The organism is Methanolapillus millepedarum (genome assembly GCF_032594115.1).
GTDB lineage: Archaea > Halobacteriota > Methanosarcinia > Methanosarcinales > Methanosarcinaceae > Methanolapillus > Methanolapillus millepedarum.
In genome coordinates this window covers 1527950-1549607 of the sequence record NZ_CP131060.1, presented here as the reverse complement: position 1 = coordinate 1549607, position 21658 = coordinate 1527950, and the positions used below count along the sequence as shown (strand labels likewise).

14 protein-coding genes and 1 tRNA gene are annotated in these 21658 nt (G+C 43.1%); 6 read left to right on the top strand and 9 right to left on the bottom strand.

Annotated features, from left to right (window positions below; genetic code table 11):
• Positions 1 to 86: 86 nt before the first annotated feature.
• Together MsAc7_RS07100 and MsAc7_RS07095 are read right to left on the bottom strand one after the other, a co-directional pair.
• Complete coding sequence (locus MsAc7_RS07100) at positions 87 to 887, bottom strand: helix-turn-helix transcriptional regulator (protein WP_338102223.1); 801 nt, start codon at positions 885 to 887, stop codon at positions 87 to 89.
• Complete coding sequence (locus tag MsAc7_RS07095) at positions 884 to 2719, bottom strand: sensor histidine kinase (RefSeq protein WP_338102222.1); 1836 nt, start codon at positions 2717 to 2719, stop codon at positions 884 to 886. Before MsAc7_RS07095 ends, MsAc7_RS07100 begins: the two co-directional genes overlap by 4 nt.
• Positions 2720 to 2942: 223 nt before the next feature.
• Between MsAc7_RS07095 and thiC the strand changes: the two genes are divergently transcribed.
• Positions 2943 to 4262, top strand: coding sequence for a phosphomethylpyrimidine synthase ThiC (gene thiC, locus MsAc7_RS07090; RefSeq protein ID WP_338102221.1), 1320 nt, complete (start codon positions 2943 to 2945; stop codon positions 4260 to 4262).
• A gap of 670 nt (positions 4263 to 4932) precedes the next feature.
• Here the strand turns inward: thiC and MsAc7_RS07085 are convergent.
• The 6 genes from MsAc7_RS07085 to MsAc7_RS07060 all read right to left on the bottom strand — a co-directional run bounded on the left by MsAc7_RS07085 (position 4933) and on the right by MsAc7_RS07060 (position 17053).
• On the bottom strand, positions 4933 to 6060 hold the full coding sequence (locus MsAc7_RS07085; protein WP_338102220.1) for an FtsZ/tubulin family protein: 1128 nt from the start codon (positions 6058 to 6060) through the stop codon (positions 4933 to 4935).
• A gap of 285 nt (positions 6061 to 6345) precedes the next feature.
• Positions 6346 to 7587 carry a COG1361 family protein gene (locus MsAc7_RS07080; protein ID WP_338102219.1) on the bottom strand — a complete coding sequence of 414 codons (1242 nt, stop codon included), beginning with the start codon at positions 7585 to 7587 and terminating at the stop codon, positions 6346 to 6348.
• A 328-nt stretch (positions 7588 to 7915) separates the two neighbouring features.
• Positions 7916 to 10690, bottom strand: a complete 2775-nt coding sequence (gene alaS / locus MsAc7_RS07075; protein ID WP_338103482.1) for an alanine--tRNA ligase — start codon at positions 10688 to 10690, stop codon at positions 7916 to 7918.
• Positions 10691 to 10778: 88 nt separating this feature from the next.
• Complete coding sequence (locus MsAc7_RS07070) at positions 10779 to 11042, bottom strand: YhbY family RNA-binding protein (protein ID WP_338102218.1); 264 nt, start codon at positions 11040 to 11042, stop codon at positions 10779 to 10781.
• Positions 11043 to 11438: 396 nt separating this feature from the next.
• Positions 11439 to 13733 carry a GLUG motif-containing protein gene (locus MsAc7_RS07065; protein ID WP_338102217.1) on the bottom strand — a complete coding sequence of 765 codons (2295 nt, stop codon included), beginning with the start codon at positions 13731 to 13733 and terminating at the stop codon, positions 11439 to 11441.
• Positions 13734 to 14947: 1214 nt separating this feature from the next.
• Complete coding sequence (locus MsAc7_RS07060; protein ID WP_338102216.1) at positions 14948 to 17053, bottom strand: GLUG motif-containing protein; 2106 nt, start codon at positions 17051 to 17053, stop codon at positions 14948 to 14950.
• A 507-nt stretch (positions 17054 to 17560) separates the two neighbouring features.
• Here MsAc7_RS07060 and MsAc7_RS07055 point away from each other — a divergent pair.
• The 5 genes from MsAc7_RS07055 (at position 17561) to MsAc7_RS07035 (ending at position 20895) form a co-directional block, all read left to right on the top strand.
• A complete protein-coding gene (locus MsAc7_RS07055) occupies positions 17561 to 18082 on the top strand; it encodes a 50S ribosomal protein L16 (protein ID WP_338102215.1) in 522 nt (173 codons plus the stop codon).
• Positions 18083 to 18383: 301 nt separating this feature from the next.
• Positions 18384 to 18992, top strand: coding sequence for a translation initiation factor IF-2 subunit beta (locus tag MsAc7_RS07050; RefSeq protein WP_338102214.1), 609 nt, complete (start codon positions 18384 to 18386; stop codon positions 18990 to 18992).
• Between the two features lie 140 nt (positions 18993 to 19132).
• A complete protein-coding gene (locus tag MsAc7_RS07045; RefSeq protein ID WP_338102213.1) occupies positions 19133 to 20362 on the top strand; it encodes a radical SAM protein in 1230 nt (409 codons plus the stop codon).
• A 114-nt stretch (positions 20363 to 20476) separates the two neighbouring features.
• Entirely contained in the window at positions 20477 to 20683 is a 207-nt protein-coding gene (locus MsAc7_RS07040) for a hypothetical protein (RefSeq protein ID WP_420847470.1), read from the top strand.
• A 139-nt stretch (positions 20684 to 20822) separates the two neighbouring features.
• Positions 20823 to 20895, top strand: a tRNA-Gln gene (locus tag MsAc7_RS07035).
• Positions 20896 to 20978: 83 nt separating this feature from the next.
• On the opposite strand, the gene MsAc7_RS07030 is transcribed toward MsAc7_RS07035, so the two are convergent.
• The gene (locus MsAc7_RS07030) at positions 20979 to 21656 is read right to left on the bottom strand and encodes a methyltransferase domain-containing protein (protein ID WP_338102211.1); all 678 of its coding nucleotides are present in this window, start codon (positions 21654 to 21656) and stop codon (positions 20979 to 20981) included.
• Between the last annotated feature and the right edge of the window lie 2 nt (positions 21657 to 21658).

Sequence of the window (21658 nt, the reverse complement as noted above, 5' to 3'; positions counted from 1 at the left end):
GATGCCGATAAAAATAAAAACCCGAGATCATGGCAGCAAACATTGCGCATGTCCCGGCAAACAAACCTTAAAAATAAATGTCAAAATCAACACTTATTCAAATTTTCAAGTTTCATTTCTACCGACCGTTCCAGATAATATTGGAACAAATCCTCCCCCCACCGAATCGAAGACGGAGAAAAACTCATCATCGAATGGTTGTGGTAAACACCATTGTTGTTGAACAACGAAAATGAAAAGAAATGATCAGTGACAACACTGGACGCCATTTCGATCGGCTCGTCATAAACATAAAATTTCGCATTTGGACGCGACAAATACTCCTCAAGGAGGAACGGATAATCGCTGCTGAACCGGTTAAAAACAGATGCCGGAATGATGATCGAAATTTCAACGCCTTTTCGAGCCAGTTCCAAATACGCCGAATGATACGTCGGGCTGAAAAAAGAGGAGACTTCCCGAATTCGAGTGGATTTAAACAAATTTTCCTCAAATTTAAGCGGCAGCTCATAAAGGCGATGGAGTTCAGGCTCGACCAAAACACAATCTTTGAGTTCATCCATCCGTTCCAAGAGGCTTGGCGGAATCGCGGAAAGCTTATGATCGCTCCAATACGCTTTATTTTCGGAATACGTATCCAACATGTCAAGAAGCGGAAGCATCTTTTGAACAATGACATCCCCCATAACGGAAAGTGAATAAAGGTTGTCAGAATAAACGATCAGGCCCTGGTCCATCAAAATTTTAATTTGAGTCATGAGCGCGCTGGTATTGACATTTAATTCTATTTTAATTTCCTCAATGTCTTTAGGACCCGAAAGCAGGAAAATCAAGACGTTCTTTCGTTTCTCTGACAAAAAGAGAGTGCCGATCAATTCGGTTGTCATTCAATCCCCCCGGATTTGAAATCAGTTACAGGACAATGTTTTTGCGTTTTTTTGTTTTTTTGCAGCCCCATCCCGCTTCTCCGAACTTCGTTCATGATACGTTCACTGCCGGCCTTTCCGGTTTCATCTTCATTCAATTCACAGTTCCCATCATCATCTTTCAAAACCGGCAAATGGACAATAAAAGACGTGCCGGAATCCAAAGATTCAGCCCAAATCTCACCTTTATGCGCCAAAATAATGTTTTTCGCAACATAAAGACCGGATTCCACACCCTCCATGTGGTTTGAATAGGACCGGTTGGAATCAATAAAAGTGATGCTTTGGAACAAATAAGGAATTTCCAACTCGTCCAACGACTTTCCGGAATCCGTAATCCGAATTTCAATCAAATCTTCGCCGGATTCGTTTAAAAGAGAAACATCCAACGAAATTTCACCGCAAGGAGGCGTGTTAATACACGCGTTTTCAATCAATGTTGTAAAAACGACAAGAAGACGTTCCGAATCGCCGAGAACCGCCGGCATTTTTTCAGGAATTTTTCTCCGGAGGCGGATTTCTTTGTCTTCGATTAACAAGATGGTGTTAAGACCGACTTGCTCGAAAAGAGATTTGAGATCGACACGCTCAAACCGGTAATGAAGCATACCGCTTCTCTCCATACTCAAATAAAGAATAGAATCTACCAGATGTTTCACCCGGTTAGCTAAGATCAAACCTTGTTCGATGACGCTTTGCTGCTGTTCGTAAGACAAGAGAATAAACTCTTCCGCCAAAATGTTTTTGTATTTATAAACGTTGTGCCGGTCCGCAATTTCAACCGATTTCTGAACGTCGTCCAAAAACTCTTTGGACATCATCGACATGGTCCGAAGTTTCGCATAGTGGTCCGACAATTCTTTTGAACGCTTTTGAAGCGCTTCCTCAAGCCTCTTTTTTTGAATGAGTTCCCAAAGGCCCTGCATTAAAAGCGTCAGGTGCAAAACGTCGCTGTCATTATAATCCGTATCCTTATTGCCGACGCCGACAACGATGACAACGCGCCCGCCGTCAAGAACCGGAACGTGCATATACCGGTGAAGTGTGACATGGCCTTTCGGATATCCTTTTTTAAGCGGATTGGACATCGTGTAGTCATTCAAAATCAACGGTTTTCGCTGGCGGACCGCTTCTCCCCAAAGTCCCGTGCCATGAAGCGGATAAACATACGGCCGATTGTTTTCGTCAATGGAACATTCTCTGACGGATGTTTTTGACCAGGAGTGCATGATCAATGTTCTTTCATCCGGCGTCGGAAACGCCAAATATCCGACTTTGCTTTTGGAAAGCCGGACTGCCTCTTCCCGCACGAAATCCACAATTTCCTGAAGGGGCGATGCGCTCATTTTTTTGAGCGTGAGAAGAACTTCCTGGCGGGCGATGCTGAGCGCTGTGTCTTCTTCCGCCTTTTTTTGCTCCGTTACGTCAAAAACAAGACCTTGATAATGCGTGACGTTTCCGGCTTTATCCCGACCGATAATGGTGCGCTGTTCCACCCAACGAATCGATCCGAATTTGGTATAAATGCGGTAAGTAATCGTGAATCCGAACAAATCCTGAGACGAAGAATATTTTTCAAAACTTTGACGCACATTGTTCAAATCGTCCAAATAAATGATATTTTCATAATTATAATGGTAATCCGAAAACTCTTCCGCCGGATACCCGAGCTGAATCACGTTTTTTGAGATATATTCCACCGGAAGTCCGGGCGCGGCCCGAAACCGAAAAACAATTACCGGGCTGCTGTTTAAAATAAATTCCAGTTCATTTTCCATATCGGAATCTGTCATAATCCACACCTTTTTTCACAAACGGAGTGTAAAATGATTTCAATGTAAATAAAAGGTAAGGACGAAATAAAATCAGATGCAGACCGGCAAAAAAATTAGTGAATGAAGGAGACGTAATAAAAATCGAAGATGAAATGGTCAAAATAACGGATTGAAATGATTCCGGCATACCAACCCGATGAAACCCGAAAGTCTATATATTCAAAAAGCGTTGACGTGTCCCATGACGCTCATGAAAGATTGCAAAAACGGATTGATTGGGGATTCCGTTAAAGCTGTTGCCGCCGATGAAGGGATGGATGAAAAAGAATTGGCGGCACTCGTCGCCAAAGGATTTGTGACCATTCCGAAAAACATCAACAAAAGAAGAGAGACAAAACCGATCGGCATCGGTAAAATGATGAGCACCAAAATTAACGCCAACATCGGTACCTCCCGAGATTATATCGATGTGGAAGATGAAATTTTAAAAGCAAAAACAGCTGTGCGTTATGGTGCCGGCTCCATCATGGATTTGTCAACCGGCGGCGATTTGGATGGAATCCGAAAACAGATCCTGGCCGAAATATCCGTTCCGGTCGGAACTGTCCCGCTGTATGACGCCGCGGCAAGCGCGCCGATGGTGGTTGAAATGACCGCCGACGACATGTTTAATGCGGTCCGCCGTCATGCCGAACAGGGCGTGGATTTCGTCACTGTTCATGCCGGCATCAACCAAAATACCGTTTCAAAACTGATGAAATCCGGAAGAATCATGGATGTTGTCAGCCGCGGCGGCTCGTTTACGGTCGCATGGATGATTCATAACGACGCTGAAAATCCGTTTTATAAGGAGTTTGATTATTTACTTGAAATCGCTGCCGAATACGATATGACGCTCAGCTTGGGCGACGGTATGCGTCCGGGATGCATTCACGACGCGTCGGACGCGCCAATGTTTGAGGAGATTTTAGTTCTCGGGGAACTGGTGCTTCGGGCGCGGGCGGCGGATGTTCAGACTTTTGTCGAGGGGCCCGGGCATATGCCGATCGACCAAATTCAAACCGCGGTTCATTTTATGAAACAAACTTGTTGCGACGCGCCGCTCTATTTGCTCGGGCCGATTGTCACTGACATTGCCCCAGGATTTGACCACATCACATCCGCAATCGGTGGTGCCATTGCCGGCGCGGCCGGCGTGGACTTTTTATGCATGGTGAGTCCGTCCGAACACTTGGCGCTTCCGACCGCAGAAGACATCAAAACCGGAATGCAAGTCACTAAAATCGCGGCGCATGCGGTGGATTTGGTCAAAACCGGACAAAGGGAACGGGCAAAAGAATCGGACAACAAAATGGCGGCCGCCCGGAAAAAACTGGACTGGGAAACGCAATACAGATTATCGATCGATCCGGTTCACGCCAAAAAGATTCGGGAATCACGAAATTCAGAGTCGGAAGCGTGTTCCATGTGCGGAAATTTGTGCGCGATGAAAATCGTGGAGCAGGAACTTGAAAAGGGAAAAATAAAAAATACTGAAAAAACGGAAAAATATCAAAAATAACAATTCGTTCTTTTCATTTTATTTTTTCACAAAAAACAACATCGTATGATGACGTGCCCGTTTCTGAGTATATTAATTTTTGGATAGATTTTGTACCGTTTTTTCAATTTTGCCGGCGGAATAAAACAAAAATCGGACGGATTCACAATAACAATCATTTTTTTTATAAATTTGATTTTACGGATGGGGCTTGCCTCCTTTTTTCCGAAATGATTTTATACCTGAGAATTCGTTGAGCAAATTACTGCAATAAGCAGAAATAGCGGGGGAGGTGAATCTCCATGGCAGCACCAGCAAAGAAAGACGCAAAAGCAGCACCGGCAAAAGCAGATGCAAAGAAAGACAGCAAAGCAGCATGCGGCTCGAAAAAGAAGTAATTTGAACTTGTTTCAAATGAAACCAATCGTAATCAAAAATAATAAATCATCTTCAATTCATCCGTGCGGATGAATTGAATTCTTTTTTACAATACTGATTTTGTTGACTGATATTTAAAACATTGATTTTTACAAAATAGATTCACGATGAATCGACTTTTCTGAAAAATAAAAATAGAAAATAAAGCAGCGTTGGCTGTTTCATTTCTGAAATATTCATTAAAGAATTTAAGAACTGAACTCAAATTCTTGATCAAATGAATAGGATCAGAACTGAGTCAGTAAAATATTTCTTAATATTCCGGATCCATACCGTCAATGGTCATGAACGCCGATTCCATTTCCTTTTTCTTTTTCACGCGGTCTTTTTTGTCTTTTTCAATACCGATGGCTTGAACCGCGCCTTCATACAAAGATTCCAGTTCTTCGGCGGAATTGAGCGTGAGAACACAAAGCGCTTCCGGAAGGCTGCCGTTTTCAACGATCAGCCCTTTAAAAACGTGGCCGACGGCGCCGGTCAATCTTTCAATTTCAGCCGACACATCGTCCATGCCGAGATATTTTTTGTCGCCTTTTAAAATAATCATGGCACGGCCCGCTTCTTTGTAAACGTCGGTCGAGAACAAGAGTCCTCTTGGAGAAAGAGCGTTTTGAATAACCGTCCGGATCGGCATTTCGTTGTCGGCTTTGAAATAACCGATTGTGGCCAGACCCGCGCCGCCTTTCATCACGGTTTTAAAGTCACCCAAGTCGGTCACCATCATCATTTCGCTGTCAAGCGAATCCAACAGGAAAATGAGACGGCGGGCAATCATTGAATTGATCCCGTCGTAAGCATCCTGGACATTTCCGCCGATCGATTTTAAATATTGATTGTCGGCTAAAATAATACCATCGCACGGACCGTCTCGGAGTTCCTTGAGCATGAAAGCGGCATTTTGAAGGTAAAGCGTTCCTTCTTCCCGGAACGGAAGAACGACGACCGCATAAATCGGAAAATCATGTGTTTTTTTAAGTTCTTCAATCAAAGGCGGGGTAAAAGAAGAACCGGTTCCGCCGGAAGCCGACGTGATGACGAAAGCGACATCAAAGTTGCCGCGCTCTTCGACATTTCTTAAAATTGTTCCTTTTTGTTGTTCAAAAACTTCTTTTCCAATCGTCCGGTTTGCGCCAACGCCATGAAGGTTCTTGATATGGATTCTGTCTTTTGCTTTTGTATATCTCATTTCTTTTAAGTCGTTAATTGCCGTGTTGATGGCAACCGTTTGCACATTGCTGTGGTACTTGTGTTTGGAAATATATTTCGCTAATCCGCCACTTGCCTCTTTGGCGGTTGACCCGCGATTCATTGCCTGCTTATTAATCGAGTCTAAAATTCTGTTTCCGCATTGACCGTTTCCGATAATTAAAACATTCAGCAAAAGAATTCCTCCGGATGAAAAGTGAAAATAATTAGATTAAATGGATAATATGGGTCCAATCTTAGAAATGTGTTTCCTTCTCTTAGGAAATTTTCAGTTATATAATTCACGTTTAAAAATTATACAAATTGTAAAAAGTTGCTCTATTGTATGTTTTGGATGAGTTTTAAAAAAGGAATCATACCGCCCGTTGAAGCGGTTTCGTTTTTTGAATTCAAATCAGAATCAAATCAATCCATCGAATTCAATTCAAAACATTGAATTCAATGGAACTGATCGAACGGATTAAAATTTATATTCTCTGTGCCGTCTCCAGAAGAAGAATCCGACGGCAAGAATGAGAATCAACGGAGCGACAAGAATGTACGGGAATCCCGGAATGTCGGAAATGGATGAAATTGTATCATTCGCGACCGCGTTAAAACTGAATGTTCCGATTGTTCCGCTTTTCTTGGCGTTGTTGTAGGTGTAATTATAAGTCGGCGTGATTTCATAATATCCGGAAGCGTTGGCTGTCACCGTATAGGTGTAAACCTTTTCATTGTTCGGCGGAATTTGATCAATGTAAAGAGTAACGGTGCCGCCGGAATCAGAAATTTCCTTTCCGCTGACGATGGCGTTTTGCGGAACATTAAATTCGACGCTGACAAATTGGGCCGGCGAAGTTCCGGTATTCCGGATTCGGAGAGTTCCGTCAATTTTGGAACGGGTTTGATAATCCACCGTGTTGCCACTGACTGTATTGTTGAATTCAAGTGCCGGAAGTTCTTCAACGGTCACGGTTGCGCCGCTTGTTTGGTTGAAATCATACCGATTTCCGGCCGAGTTTTCCGCTGAAACGGTCACATTTTTTAAGGTGAACGTCCCGGGCGCCGTCGCCTTGAGCGTATATTGAAGCACGGTTTCATTTTCGCCGACATCGATGGATTTGACGCTGGTCTTGTTGATGGTTGTTCCTGTCAAAACAAACATTTCTTGAGACGGGTCCGACACGGTTACATTAAGCGCTTCATATTTTCCGGTATTTTCAACAAAAACGGTCACTGAAACCGTCCCATCAACACTGATTGTTGTCGGACTGGCAACTTTTGTGATTTTTAAAACCGGCTTTCCGGTTCCTTCCACTTTGGAATGTCCGCCCGTAACATACCGGTTGGTGGTCACGTCCGCGTTTGTCCACATGTTTAATTTAACACTTCCGCGGCCGCTGGCCCGGAAATCTTCCGCTTTAATGGTGTAGTTGCCGTCTGTCGCGGAAAAGTTCATTGTATCATTTACTTTCAACCGGGTGGCATTGACTATTTGGGTCCACTTATCATTTTTCCATTCCCAAACGGAAACTTGTGCGCTGCTGTTGTTAACCTCGTCCGATACACCAACAACGACATCAATCACGATATTATTTAATTGGTAACCGTCCCCGCTGTTGAGCCAATCCGTCACTTCGTAAGCTGCTGCCGGCGCTGCCGCAAAAACGAGGCAAAGCGCCGCAAGGAAAAGCATGACGACTGCATTTTTAAATTTCAAAATGATTCCTCTCCATAATTTATCGTTTTTTTAGAACAAATGTTTCCGAGTTATTCTTCCGAAAACGTTTTGATTTACACACACAATAGATTCAATATCGGTAATTTGGTCATACAAGTATTATAATTACCTCAAAATAATTCACTCAATGATCATAAATCCATTTATTTTATTTAAACATTTATGAAATACCGCCGTTTGTGTATTTTTTATAATTTGATTCAATTTCTCTTGTCCCAATAACTTTTTCATTGAAAAGCATGAGTTATTGAATTAATTTGAAAAATACCGGACGAATCAAAAAAGCCGCTGATAAAAAAATAAAAAATCAAGCCGATAAAATCAGCTTGATTTTTGAAACGGCAGCCTCTTTTGCCTTTTCAATATTTTGAGTGTCAGGGCCGCCGCCCATAGCCAAATCCGGTTTTCCGCCGCCGCCGCCGCCAACAACCGTTGACATTTCTTTGACCAAATCGCCGGCCCGGATTCCTTTTGAAATGACATTTTTACCGCATGCGGCAACCGCCTTAACGCCGTCTTTGTCGCTGAGAAGAACAGCCGCCACATCGTCATCTTTTAAAAGTTCGACCGCCGTCATCCGAAGCGCGTCGGTGTCTTCTCCTTTGGTAACGAAAGCAACGACTTTGATGCCTTTGACATCTTGAGCATTTTTCACCATTTGAAGCACGCGAGATCCGGCTACTTCGGCTTTTAACCGTTCGTTTTCTTTTTGAAGGTCTTTCCACTCCTCAAAGAAACGTTCAACCGTTGCCGGCAAATTTTCCTGCGGAATGCTGAGCGTTTGCGACGATGTTTTCAGCAGTTTTTCCATCTCTTGAATGGCGGCAACAGCTGCTGTTCCGGCCGCGTATTCCAACCGTTCGACACCGTCCTGAATGCGTTCGGTTTTTAAAATCTTAATCGGGCCGATGACACCCGTGCTTTGGCAGTGTGTTCCGCCGCAAGCTTCGATATCGGTTCCGACTTTGACGACACGGAGCGTTTTTCCCGGAGGAACCCCGCCTTGATAAAGACCGAAACCGTACCTTTGTTCAGCTTCCGTCCGGTCCAAACTTTCAAACCCGACTTTTTTATTTTCCATCACCATTTTGTTGGCCAGCATCTCAATTTCATTGAGTTCTTCCTGCGTAATGTGTTTGTAGTGAGAAATGTCCAGACGAGCGCGATCTTCCGTCTTTTGGGCGCCGGACTGCCAAATATGGTTTCCGAGAACTTTTCGGGCGGCATCGTTGATGATGTGGGTGGCGGTGTGATGGCGCGAGTGGGCCATTCTCCGGTTTTTATCCACCTGGCCGATAATCATGTCGCCGCGGTTGATTAAAAGCTCCCGATCGGATACATCAACCGTGTGAATGACGATCCCGTCAATCATTTGGACATCAATAACATCATAAACAAATGTTCCGGCCATGATCATGCCGTGGTCGGCTTCCTGCCCGCCGCCTTCCGGATAAAAGAATGTGTTGTCCAAGACCACATAATTATCAAAGACATCCAAAACAACCGCTTCAAATTCCATCCGGTCAGGTTCGTCATAGTAGAACCGTTTCGTCTGCGGCAAACGCTCTAATTTGTCGGCGTATTTGAATTCGTGCGTTTCTTTTTCGCCGGCTTCGCTGTGCATATCGGCAATCAGAGAATAGAAATTGTCCGGGAAATCCACCTCGACGCCGACTTCTTTGGCCGCTTCTTTAGCGATTTCCGGCGGAATGCCGTGGCTGTCGTAAATTTCCATCAATTCTTCCAAAGGCAACTTTTGTCCCTGTTCTTTGTACTTGACAGCCGATTTTTGAATGATGCGTTTTCCGCGTTCAATCGTTTGGCGGTATTTTTCCTCTTCAAGCGCCAGGATTTCTTTCGTAACCTCAAAATTTTCCTCAAATTCCGGATATTCCGGCATGTTTTCAATATGCAGCCAAACAATATCCGAAAGCGGCACCTTAATACCCAAATCGTTCATCAAACGAATCGTCCGGCGAATCACGAGACGGGCCAAGTATCCGGCTTTGACGTTAGACGGAATGATGCCGTCGCTGAGCATAAACGTCAGACACCGGGTGTGGTCGGCGATTGTGTAAACCTTTTCGACCGGGTCCATTATTTTGTTGAGTTCCTCGACATTCATACCGATTTCAGTGGCCACTTTTTTGCGAAGCTCCATCAAATTGGCATTGCCGCTCACGTCCATCACGCCGGCAAACTTGGCGTTTTGAGAGAGAATTTGAGCATATTTAGAATCGCTCAGCTCGTGTTTAATACCGGCCAAACTCATGAGTTCCTCGACGACTTTGGGAAAAATGGCGTCGTAAATGGTCGGAGACCCTTTGGAAGCCCAAACAAAACGCTCCAAACCGTAACCGGTATCGACGATGTAATTATCCATTTTGACGTATTTTTTTCCTTTGACTTCAATGTCGCCGTTTTTGGATTCTTTCAAATTCATGAAAACCAACGTGGCTAACTCAAGTCCGCCGACCATCACTTCAACGGAAGCGCCGGCATTTCCGCCGCCGGCCCACGGATTTTTAATGTAAGTGACATCTTTCGGGTCAGCGCCAAGACCCATCAACAGTTGGTCGCACAGCTCAATGGTTTTGTCTTTCCAGTAGATTTCTTTGCCGGACTTGTTAAAAACGTGATGGGCCATCATTTCAAAAGTGGTCAGATGGCGCCCGGTGCGTCCGACAGAATCCAAGTCGTTGAGCCGGATGCACGGCTGAGAAATCGTAAGCGGATTGGCCGGCGGCGGTGCCAGGCCGGACGTGACGAACGGCTGGAAATCAGCAATGGAAGCAATTGTTAAATAAATGTCATCGCGCCAGCGAGCGATGACCGGGTAGCGTCCGATTCGTGTATGGCCGCGTTCTTCAAAGAATTTCAAATAATATTCCCGCATTTCGGAAAGATTCATCGGCGTCTTAAAGATCGGTTTTCCGATAAAAGAATAATAATCGCAAGGAGCGTCGCCGCACGTTTCTCTTTTCGGGTCGCGCGTCCAATAAATGTTACCGCATTTGCTGCATTTTTTTTGCACAAATCCGTTTTCTTTAAAATAATCTATGTTATACTCGTCGTCGAGCATCGTCATTCCACCCATATAGTTTTTCTGTTATTTTCAATTTCGTTGTTGATGATTGATGATTTTCGTCTGTAAACGGCCAAGAAGCCATTTATTGCTTGTAAAGCGTTACGGTCCTTCCGCGAACGTCAATTAAACGCGCGTTGCACTTTTGCGCCAGCGCCGCTCCCGCTTCTTTGATATCATCGATGTCATCCGAATTCCGGTGAATTCTCACCTTGACCAGCTTTTTGATTTTCAGCTGTTTTTTGAGTTCGTCAACAACGGAATCCGAAATCCCGTTTTTTCCGATGCTGATGAGCGGATCTAAATTGACAGACTCTTTCTTTAAGGCATACTGCTTGACTTTATCCATAAGTTTTTCACATATTTTCCTGTTTTAAAATTGTTTAAAATTGTTCAAAATTTAGTCCTTGAAAAGTTCTCAGGGATTATAAACTTTCCTTTTTTGATTTTGGGTCTGTCTTTTGTTTGATTTGATTTTTTTAACCTTATATAATTTGAATTTTTTCATTGAGAATTTATAGGAGCTCGGCGTCATTTTTTAGGATTGAACTAACCGGTGCTTATTTTCAAAGCGCGGAAAAAGTCAAAAAAGGAAAATAAACAAACAAGTGAAATAAAAAATGAGAAAATAATAATTTTTATTGAAATAAAGAATAAGAAAATAATAACATTTATTGAAACGTTTAGATAATAAAGAACAAAAAGAGATGACTGCCAAAGCAGTCATTCCGTTTTAATTTCAATTTTATTTTTTCGATTTTGAGGACGAATTTTTGTAATACCAATATCCGGCAACAGCGATGATCAAAATCAAAATGAGAAGAATCAGCCACCACCAGGTTCCAAACCAACTTTTGTTGTCGTTGTCCGGCGCTGTTTCCGGTGAATTCGGAATGGTGAGCGTGTAGATGCCGCCGTTTTGAGTCAAATTGTATCCCAAAACCGGTTGAACCGTTAAATCGTCGTTGACGACAATTTTAATACTGCCGTTTAAGGGCTGATAACCTTCCGAAGATTGCGTTTCATAAAGAATGTAGGTGGCTCCGCCCGTCAGGTAAATTTTTTCCGTGTGGCCGGATTGGTTGGTTATGTAAATCATTTTCGGGTTGAAGGAATTACCGTTTGCGTCTTTGAGTTCATACGTTGCGGTCAGCTTTTTTGACGCATTGCTGCTGTCAACCGTTTCCAAAATCAAAATCGCTCCGGAACTCGATGATTCATATCCTTTAACTTCGGCGGTATTATTTTGAGGACCAACCGTTGCGCCGCCGGTTCCGCCGCCGGGACTTACTTTCGGGCGCAAGTGGGAAGCATCTTCTTCTAAAATTTCAGTTTGCCAACTCAAAATCGGAAGCCTGTAATTATAAGATTTGGAGTCGCCGAAAGAATTCTGCTTCCAAACAGTGCTGTCCAAATTGCTCCAAACGGTACCGGTTGGATACGTTTGCCAAACTTCTGTTGAAGAAATATCGTCGCCGTTATAGTCCGGGTTGTTACCGAAGTTTCCGGACATGTTTTCCCAAGCATACGTGTCAGTAATCGTAATAGGGGTTGTTCCGGAGAAATGATAATTTCCATAAACCCGGCCGACTTCCGTGTTTCCGCTTACGATTTCATTCAGCGCATAACAATTCGAAAGTTGGGCCGTACCCATCGGATTCCCATTGCTGGTGCCGACAAGACCACCGACATAATTCCCGATCGTGATAACATCGCCGACAGCATAGCAGCCGGTAATATTTCCTTCAACGAGAACTCCTGTAAAACCGCCGACATAATCTCCTGTTCCGTTCACATTTCCGGCAGCATAACAATCTGAAATGTCCGATGTATCCAATGATCCGGCAAAACCGCCGACAAATTCTCTTCCGGTTCCGGTGGCATTTCCGGTGGCGTAACATTCCACAACATTTGAATCATACAATGATCCGGCAAAACCGCCGACATTATTCACACCATTTACATTTCCAATCGAATAAGATTTGGATATTGATCCATTATCTGCATCGCCGACAAACCCGCCGGCAAAGTCTTCAAAGCCGCTGATATTCTCGCCGGTCACGTTTCCGGCGGCATAACATTCTGAAATTGTTCCATTAAGGAGACGACCAATAAATCCGCCGGCACCCATTATTGATTTCACATCTCCTGTCGCATAACTTTTTGAAACAGTTCCGTTATCAGACACCCCGATAAGGCCGCCAAGACCCGATGCACCCGTTACATTTCCGGTAGCATAACTTTTTGAAACATTTACATTTTTCAATCTTCCGGCCAAACCTCCGGCACTACTATCTGCGATGATATCGCCGGTGGAATAACATTCGGAGATGTTTCCATTACTAAAATACCCGACAAGGCCGCCGGATGTGTTAGTAGTTGCCGTTACATTTCCGGTTGAGTAACATTTTGAAATATTGCCCTCAGTAAGCATTCCAACAATACCGCCGGCATGACATTCTGTTGTTTTAATGTTAATGTTTGAGGAACAGTTGTCGATTGTCCCGTTGCTCATATATCCGACCAAACCACCGATATTTCTGCTGCCGGTAAGTAAAATACCCGGAGCGGCGATGTTAACGGAACAATTCGAAATAACCACCCGGTTTGAACCGTCAATAACGGACCCGACCAAAATACCGGAATCGTCTTTAATGTTGGTCAGATTTTTGGAGACTGTTATTGTTAAATTTGAAATACAGCCGGAACCCTCTCCGGTCGAATTGACGACGCCGAATAAACCAAAACCTCTGTCCAGACCATCCAATGTTGTAACATTTTCAGAAAACGTAATTGAATGCCCGTTTCCATTAAAAGTTCCTGTAAACGGGTCAGTATTACTTCCGATCGGTTCCCAGTTTGAGTCATTAATTATCAAATCTTGAGCTAAAATGTAATCCTTAGATAAATTTGAGGTACTGTTGATATTTTTCAGTTGTTGGACATCTGTAATAGATTCTGGTGTTGCTGCTGCAGCTCCGCACAGTAAAAGCAAAACGACAAACATCGCTGCCGATAATAGTAACATTTTGAGTTTCATAAAAATCATCCTTTATTTTTGAGATCAAGATAACATGTTGTTTCCAACAGTTCGATAAATAATTAAATAGGAATAAAATACTATAATAATATTACCATATAAAAAGATTATCAGAATAATTTCTTATCAATATAATAAAAATAACATATAGAATATATCTAAAACAGATTGAATCTGAATGATTTTAAGAGATCTATAAAAATTAAAAAAAAAGAGTCAATTGGAAAAAACAATCAAAAAACAAAAAAATGATCGCCGAAGAGGTCCTTAAATTTTAAAGAGAATATAAAGAGAATTTAAAGCTGACAAACATTGGTTTCTTATCTTCAATCAAGAAGTGCATAATTTCATGACTTCGAAAGAAGTCATGAAATGCATGCATTTTCTTGGTATTGTTAATCCAATTTGCAACCTATTATAATTTGTTCTACCGTTACCTTTGAGAAATCAGTACTTTTCGGGAAAATCCGTCTGATAATCCCGATCGTATTTTCAACTGTTCCCTTTTCCCAACTCTGTTTTTTATCTTTAATCCTCTTTTCTTCCTCTTTCGATGCCGCTTTGGAAGATATTGGATCAAGTCAGTTCTTTCCTGATAAAGATGAAGATAAATTGTCTCATAATTGGTTTGCTTTCCGGGAAGGCCTATTTTTATCCGACCGGCAATCTGTTCGGGTGACCAAACAAGTCTAATTTTATCATGGGCGTAATCCTTGATTACAGGATTCTTCAATCGTTCCTTTTTTGCAGCATTCAGTTTCCGCTGAGTACTCCGCTCGTGAACTTTTTGGGCATTGTATTTTACTGTAATTTGGAGGGGTTGATTCCTTCTCAATTCACACGAGACGGTAGATTGCGAGCGGCGCGAGGGCCGCCGCAATCTCCGTCTGGGTTTTACCTGAGTGGGAATATATGGAAATTTGAATTCGTTCGGCCATTGTGAGATGGCAATATTTTTTATAGTTCCAAATTGTTTTTGGGGTGCTTACACTTCCTTTTTGCGCAACATATAGGAAGATAAGCACCCTCATTATTTTTTCGGAAATTATGCACTTCTCCGTTGAATTCAGGAATTAAAAATTGAAAAATGAAAAATCTGATTGAAAAAAGAGAAAATAAAGAATCAGAAAATAATAACATTTATTGAAACGTTTAGATAATAAAGAACAAAAAGAGATGACTGCCAAAGCAGTCATTCCGTTTTAATTTCAATTTTATTTTTTCGATTTTGAGGACGAATTTTTGTAATACCAATATCCGGCAACAGCGATGATCAAAATCAAAATGAAAAGAATCAGCCACCACCAAGTTCCAAACCAACTTTTGTTGCCGTTGTCCGGCGCTGTTTCCGGTGAATTCGGAATTGTCAGCGTGTAGACGCCGCCGTTTTGAGTCAAATTGTATCCCAAAACCGGTTGAACCGTTAAATCGTCGTTGACGACAATTTTAATACTGCCGTTTAAGGGCTGATAACCTTCGGAAGCTTTTGTTTCATAAATGGTGTAAGTTATCCCATTTGTTAAGAAAATTTGTTCCGCATGTCCGGATTGGTTGGTTATGTAAATCATTTTCGGGTTGAAGGAATTACCGTTTGCGTCTTTGAGTTCATACGTTGCGGTCAGCTTTTTTGACGCATTGCTGCTGTCAACCGTTTCCAAAATCAAAATCGCTCCGGAACTTGATGATTCGTATCCTTTAACTTCGGCGGTATTATTTTGAGGAATAACCGTTGCACCGCCTGTTCCGCCGCCGGGACTTACTTTCGGGCGCAGGTGGGAAGCGTCTTCTTCTAAAATTTCAGTTTGCCAATTCAAAATCGGAAGCCTGTAATTATAAGAGTTGGAGCTGCTGAAAGAATTCTGTTTCCAAACAGTGCTGTCCAAATTGCTCCAAACGGTACCGGCTGGATACGTTTGCCAAACTTCCGTTGAAGAGATGTCAATGCCTCTGTCAGCCGGATTTCCATCAAAATCCCCGGACATATTTTCCCAGGCGTAAGTGTTGGTAATTGTGATCGGTTTTAAACCTGGCGTCGGACCAAGAAGAGAATAATTGCCGTAAATTCGTCCCACATTTTCATTTCCGGTTACGATTTTATTCAATGCGTAACTGTCAGAGATTTGGTAAACGCTGGCTATCCACCCTTCATTCAGTCCGACAAGACCACCGGCATAATCTCCGGACGCAATAACTGATCCGGTCGCGTAACATTCAGAAATGGTTCCGTTGTGCAAATCTCCGACAAGACCACCGACAAAGTTTATGCCGTTTGTGGTTCCTGTGGCGTAACATTTTTCCATCGTGCCGTTAAACGCACCGGCAATTCCGCCGCTTCCATTTTGAACTGCCGTTACATTTCCGGTGGCATAACTTTCGGAAATGTTTCCTTCAAATTGCCCGAATAAACCGCCGGCACAGTCCGTTGCCGAAAATATGTCTCCTGTTGCATAACATTCAGAAACATTACCTTCATAGGCTAACCCGACAAGTCCTCCTGCCTGATAGTTAGAGTCAACCGCGCCGGAAGCATAACAATTCAAAACGTTGCCGGACCATAACAGGCCCACCAAACCGCCCGCATACTGCATTCCATTGACGTTTCCGGTGGCATAACAATTCGCGACATCAGCTTCCCATACCGTCCCGATAAAACCACCGACATAAAATTTTCCGTTGACGTTTCCCATGGAGTAAGAGTTGGATATAACTCCGTTGTAAACTTCTCCAATAAAACCACCGGCATTGTTTCCGGCTGTTTTTACATGGATGTTTGAAGAACTGTTTTTGACGGTTCCGTTTCCCATATAGCCGGCTAACCCACCAATTGACGCGTTTCCGAGAATGGAATAGTTGCCGGTTGCCGTGATTGAACAATTTGAAACAAGGACAGTGCCGCTTTCTCCGATTCGTCCGACCAAAACGCCGAACCTGTTTGAGTCGGCCGGTATTGTCAAATTCCCGGACACGTTGATATTTAAGTTAGAAATATTCGCCGAACCGTTCACATTTCCGAACAGTCCATAACCATTATTGGCGGTCATGTCGTTTGTAAAGGCTGTGTCTCCCGCAAATGTAATTGTATAATTGTTCCCGTTGAAATTTCCGATAAAAGGATTTGTGTTGTTGCCGATGGAAGCCCATGTTCCCGCGGGAATTATCAAATTTTGCGTTAAAATATAATCGCCGGACAAGTTGGCAACGCTGCTGATGTTTTCCAAATCCGAAACTGTACTGACCGAAGTGGCCGCTGCTGCTGTTCCGCAAAGCAAAAGCAATACGGAAAAAATGATGAATGTCAAAAATAATGATTTAATTGCCATAAAAACCTTCTACTTTTATTTAGGAGCTGTTTTAAAATGAAACAAGTATTAAACAGATATCATAAGTAATTATTATTATAACATATAAAGTTTTGGGATAATATAGCATTATATTGATGAAGATATAATATATTTAATTTATATACATTGAGTAAAATGCTAATTTTTTGGTAAAATCGCATACGATGTGAGAATCAAAGACATGTCTAAAGCTGATAGGCATTGGTTTTAAAAAATTCACGCAAATCTCCGGTAAAATTTATAAACCCGAAAGATATTACAAGTAGCAAAATCGTGCTTTATTGTTTTAAACCAAAATCCGTGCCGAATCGGGCTAACCATCATGCATAGGATACATCGCCAGAGATTTGGGTCGGCGTGTAATGATGTAAAAGGCGGATAATCCCCAAGTGTTTTTCAGTTGAGCCGTTTTTAATTAAATTAAATAATATTATTACCGCATTCAACTGCACCGTTTATTTAAAAATTATCAATGGAGAAATTATTATGGTTAGAAAGCCGGCAAGTATGTACAGAAACATCCGACAACATTCCTTCACCCGTAGAAAATATATGGGTGGTGTCCCGGGTGTTCAGATTATTCACTACGACATGGGAAACTTGACTCGACAAGACTACCCCGTCAAATTGTCCCTCCTTGTGGAGGAAAAGTGCGCGATCCGCCACACAGCTCTTGAAGCTGCTCGTATTACGGCCAACAGACACATGACCAACAAGGCCGGCCGCGGTAACTTCCACATCAAGTTGAGAATTTATCCGCACGAAGTTTTAAGAGAAAACAAACAGGCCACCGGCGCCGGTGCCGACCGTGTTTCAAGCGGTATGAGAGCCGCGTTTGGTAAAAACGTCGGAACTGCTGCCCGTGTTGTTCCGCTCCAAAGAGTTTTTACCATTTCCGTTGACAAAGAACATTTCGCGACCGCCAAAAAGGCGCTTCAAAATGCCGGGCAAAAATTGCCGACCCCGACCAGAATCGTGATCGACAAAGGCGCAGAACTTGTTTTGTAAATCGGCGCATTATGACAAATTCGGAAAAATCTTCCGAATTTCAGTTTTTCTTTTTTTGTTTTCATTTTCCGTTGTGTCTCATTTTTTGCATTTATATTTCCGTTTGTTTGCCGCACCTTTCGCCGCCGACGCGCTCGTTATAGCGACACGTTTTGCATGATTTACAGAACAAATGGGCGACTTGTTTTTTATAAAAGCTATAAAATTCGCCGTTTCTTCAAGTCAAAAATTTTTGGTGTAATACCTTTTTATAATATCTTGTGGTTTGTTGTAGAAATCAAAACCAAATAGAGGAATAAAGATGGACAGTTATGAAAAACTTTTAAACCGCGCGATTGAGCAATTACCGGATGAAGAAACCACTGATGAGCGTTTCACCGTTCCCGATGCCAGGATTTTTTCCGAAGGGAAAACAACCGTTCTTGAAAATTTCGCAAACATCGCTGATGTTCTCCGCCGGGACCCGGACCATTTGATGAAGTACTTGACCCGCGAACTCGGAACGGCCGGAAAATTAGAAGGCGGACGCGCCGTGTTTCAAGGACGGTTCACCCGCGATCAAATGGATTCAAACATTCAAAGTTATGTCGAAGAATATGTGATGTGCTCGGAATGCAACCGCCCAGATACGACGCTTGAGAAAAACGAACGCGTTTTGATTCTCAAATGCGCGGCTTGCGGCGCGCACCGGCCGGTGAAAAAGAGACAGACCACCGGAACAAAAGCCGCAACGACGCTTGAAGAAGGCGGAACATACATGATTCAGATCGAAGCGGTCGGGTCTAAAGGAGACGGCATCGCTAAGTTTGATAAATTTACCATTTTCGTCCCGGGCGCCGCTAAAGGCCAAACGCTGAGTGTCAAAATCAAAAAGATTACCGGGTTTTTGGCGTTTGCCGAAAAGGTTTGAAAACTTTGGTTTCGGATTCAAATATAAAATAAAGATATACGACAAGTATAATTATATGGTTGGGAATTATTATCCTTTATCCCGACCTTATACTTATCGTCCTGATTCTACATTTCAGGTTCAACACCGGTGGTGAATTCGTGATAAAAGATTCCATTCCCGTCTTTCAAAAACCGGGTTTGACCATTTCCGTCTCAAGAGACAATGATTCAAAAATACAATTAGAAAGCCGCGGTCCGTTTAAAGCGATTGCCGAACCTTTTTTGTCTGTCATGAACAAAAGGTTGGCCGATGAAAAACCGGCCAAAGTCACGGATGATTCCGTTTTTCCATCGACTTGGCTTCCGCCGATTCCAAGTCCGGTTTTTGACCGTTTGATTAAAGACGAAGTGAAAATCGCAACACGCCGTTTTGTTCCGGAAACGGTTTCGATTGAAGTGACCTGCAAATACAATCCGCACGTTCACAAAAATTACGGCATCGCCGGTCAAAAGCTCAAACAAATTGACCCGCCCGAACCGTCTGCGGATCAAATCAAAAGCGCGATCGATCAGGCGCTTGAAATGGGCGCGGTTGTGATTACGTTTACGGAAGGAGACCCGCTTCTCAACAACAACATTGAGGAACTCATCGAATACGTTGACAAATCAAAAGCTGTCGTCATGACATACACCTGGGGACTTGACTTTTCCCTCGAAAAGGCGCGCCGCCTCAAAAAAGCCGGTCTTCAAACGCTTTTGGTCAGCATTTATTCCACCAAGCCGTCCGTTCATGATAAAATGAGAGGAATTCCGGGCGCGTACGACAAAGCGGTCGCTGCCATTAAATACGGGTTGGATGCCGGTCTTTTGGTGACCATGGCCACACATTTGGATAAAGACCGTGTTGGAGAAATGGAAGACTTATACCAGCTGGCGAAAAAACTGGGCGTTCACGAGTTTTCAATCTGGGAAACGGCGCCAACCATCGAAGGCGTCAAACAAATGGGCGCCGAAGGACGCAAAAAAATCAATGAATTTTATAAAAAAATCAATTCCCACGAAGGCGGACCACGCGTCTTTTCAAATACGATTTTTGAAGGACAAATGTTTGGCGCGATGGCCGGCCGCCGCTGGCTTCACGTGACGACCACCGGCGACGTTTGGCCGGACCCATATATTCCGCTGTCATACGGAAACATCAATGAAGAGCCGATGGCGGAAATCTGGAAAAAAATCCGAAAAGAGCCGGTTTTCAAAGAAAAAAGGGAAACACATGCGCTTTATGATCCGAGTTACCTCCGAAAAGTGCGGCTGGCCAACGATTGGGATTTCCGGGACATTAAAGACGACGACAAAAAAACAAAAAACAATTCAAATAATCAAAAATAAAATCAGTAATAAAACAAAAGCAACAGGAGAATGAAAATGGCAAAAGAAGACAATTTTGAAGAAGTGATTGCAGACGCAGACGACGGCGAACCGACCGCGTACGCCGAAATTAAAATGGGAGGCGGCTGGTACATGGCCATTTCTCTGGAAAGAAGCGAACGCTACGACAAGGAATATGTGGAAATTTCCAAGGAACGCGCCGGCAAAAAGCGGTCCCGATTCAACCTCAGCCCGAAACACACCCGGGTTTTAGGGGAAGCGCTGATCAAATTCGCCGACGAAAACAATTTGGATAATTTAGGCGGCGATGAAAAAGAGTAAATCTCTTTTTCCATATTTCCTATTTTCGATTCAAAAATCATCAAAAAATATCTGAAATGATATTTTTTATCAAAATCTTTTTATGCTACTTTTTCCTTCTCTAAGTCGCTTCAAGTAAGCTTTCACAAACATTCGCTGTAGTCCCGTAGTGTAGTGGTCAATCATGTCGGCCTTTGGAGCCGACGACAATGGTTCGAATCCGTTCGGGACTATCCATTTTTTTAATTTTGTTGTTTGAGCAAACGTTTTTGATTTATCTTTGACTTCCTTTTATTGTTTTCAGTTGTTTTTCGACTTATTGTCGTTTTTCAAAAACGCCGCGAATATGATGCCGGATGTACGTTTTTCCGTCATATTTCTTTTCTTTTTCAACCGATTTGATTTCCACCGTTTCAAACCCGTTCTTTTCAAACAGCTCAATCACTTCGTTTTCCTCAAAATAATGATAGAAAATGCCATTTTGCCGGACAAAGCTGTTCGGCTCCGGGCTTTCATTTTGTTGTTCGCTTCCAAAACGCATATCGCGGGTTCCAAAGGCTTCAAAAAAAACAAGCCCTTTCGGTTGAAGAACACGGAAAAATTCGGAGACGGCTGTTTTCCGGGCGTTTGCCGTCAAATGCTGAAGAACGCCGAGGCACAAAATTGTGTCAAACCCGCCTGAAAAGGGGAGATGTGCAATATCTCCGATGATAAACTCCGGAAAAACAGTTTCTTTCTTTTTCGCAGAAAGCCGGCCATAAAAAGACGCCGTGGATTCCGCCGAACGAAAAACCGCTTGTTTTGAAAAATCGAGCGCGAAACATGTGTTTGCCGGAAAAAACTCTTTGACATACCGTCCGGTTCCGCAGCCGGCGTCTAAAAGAACGCGACCGGGCAAAAGCCGTTGTTTGATCCAAGCCGCGTCGGAAACGCCGCCCCATTCCAGATGCGTGTATTCCAAATCCCAAGCGTCAACGTCTTTTTTGCCGGACATTT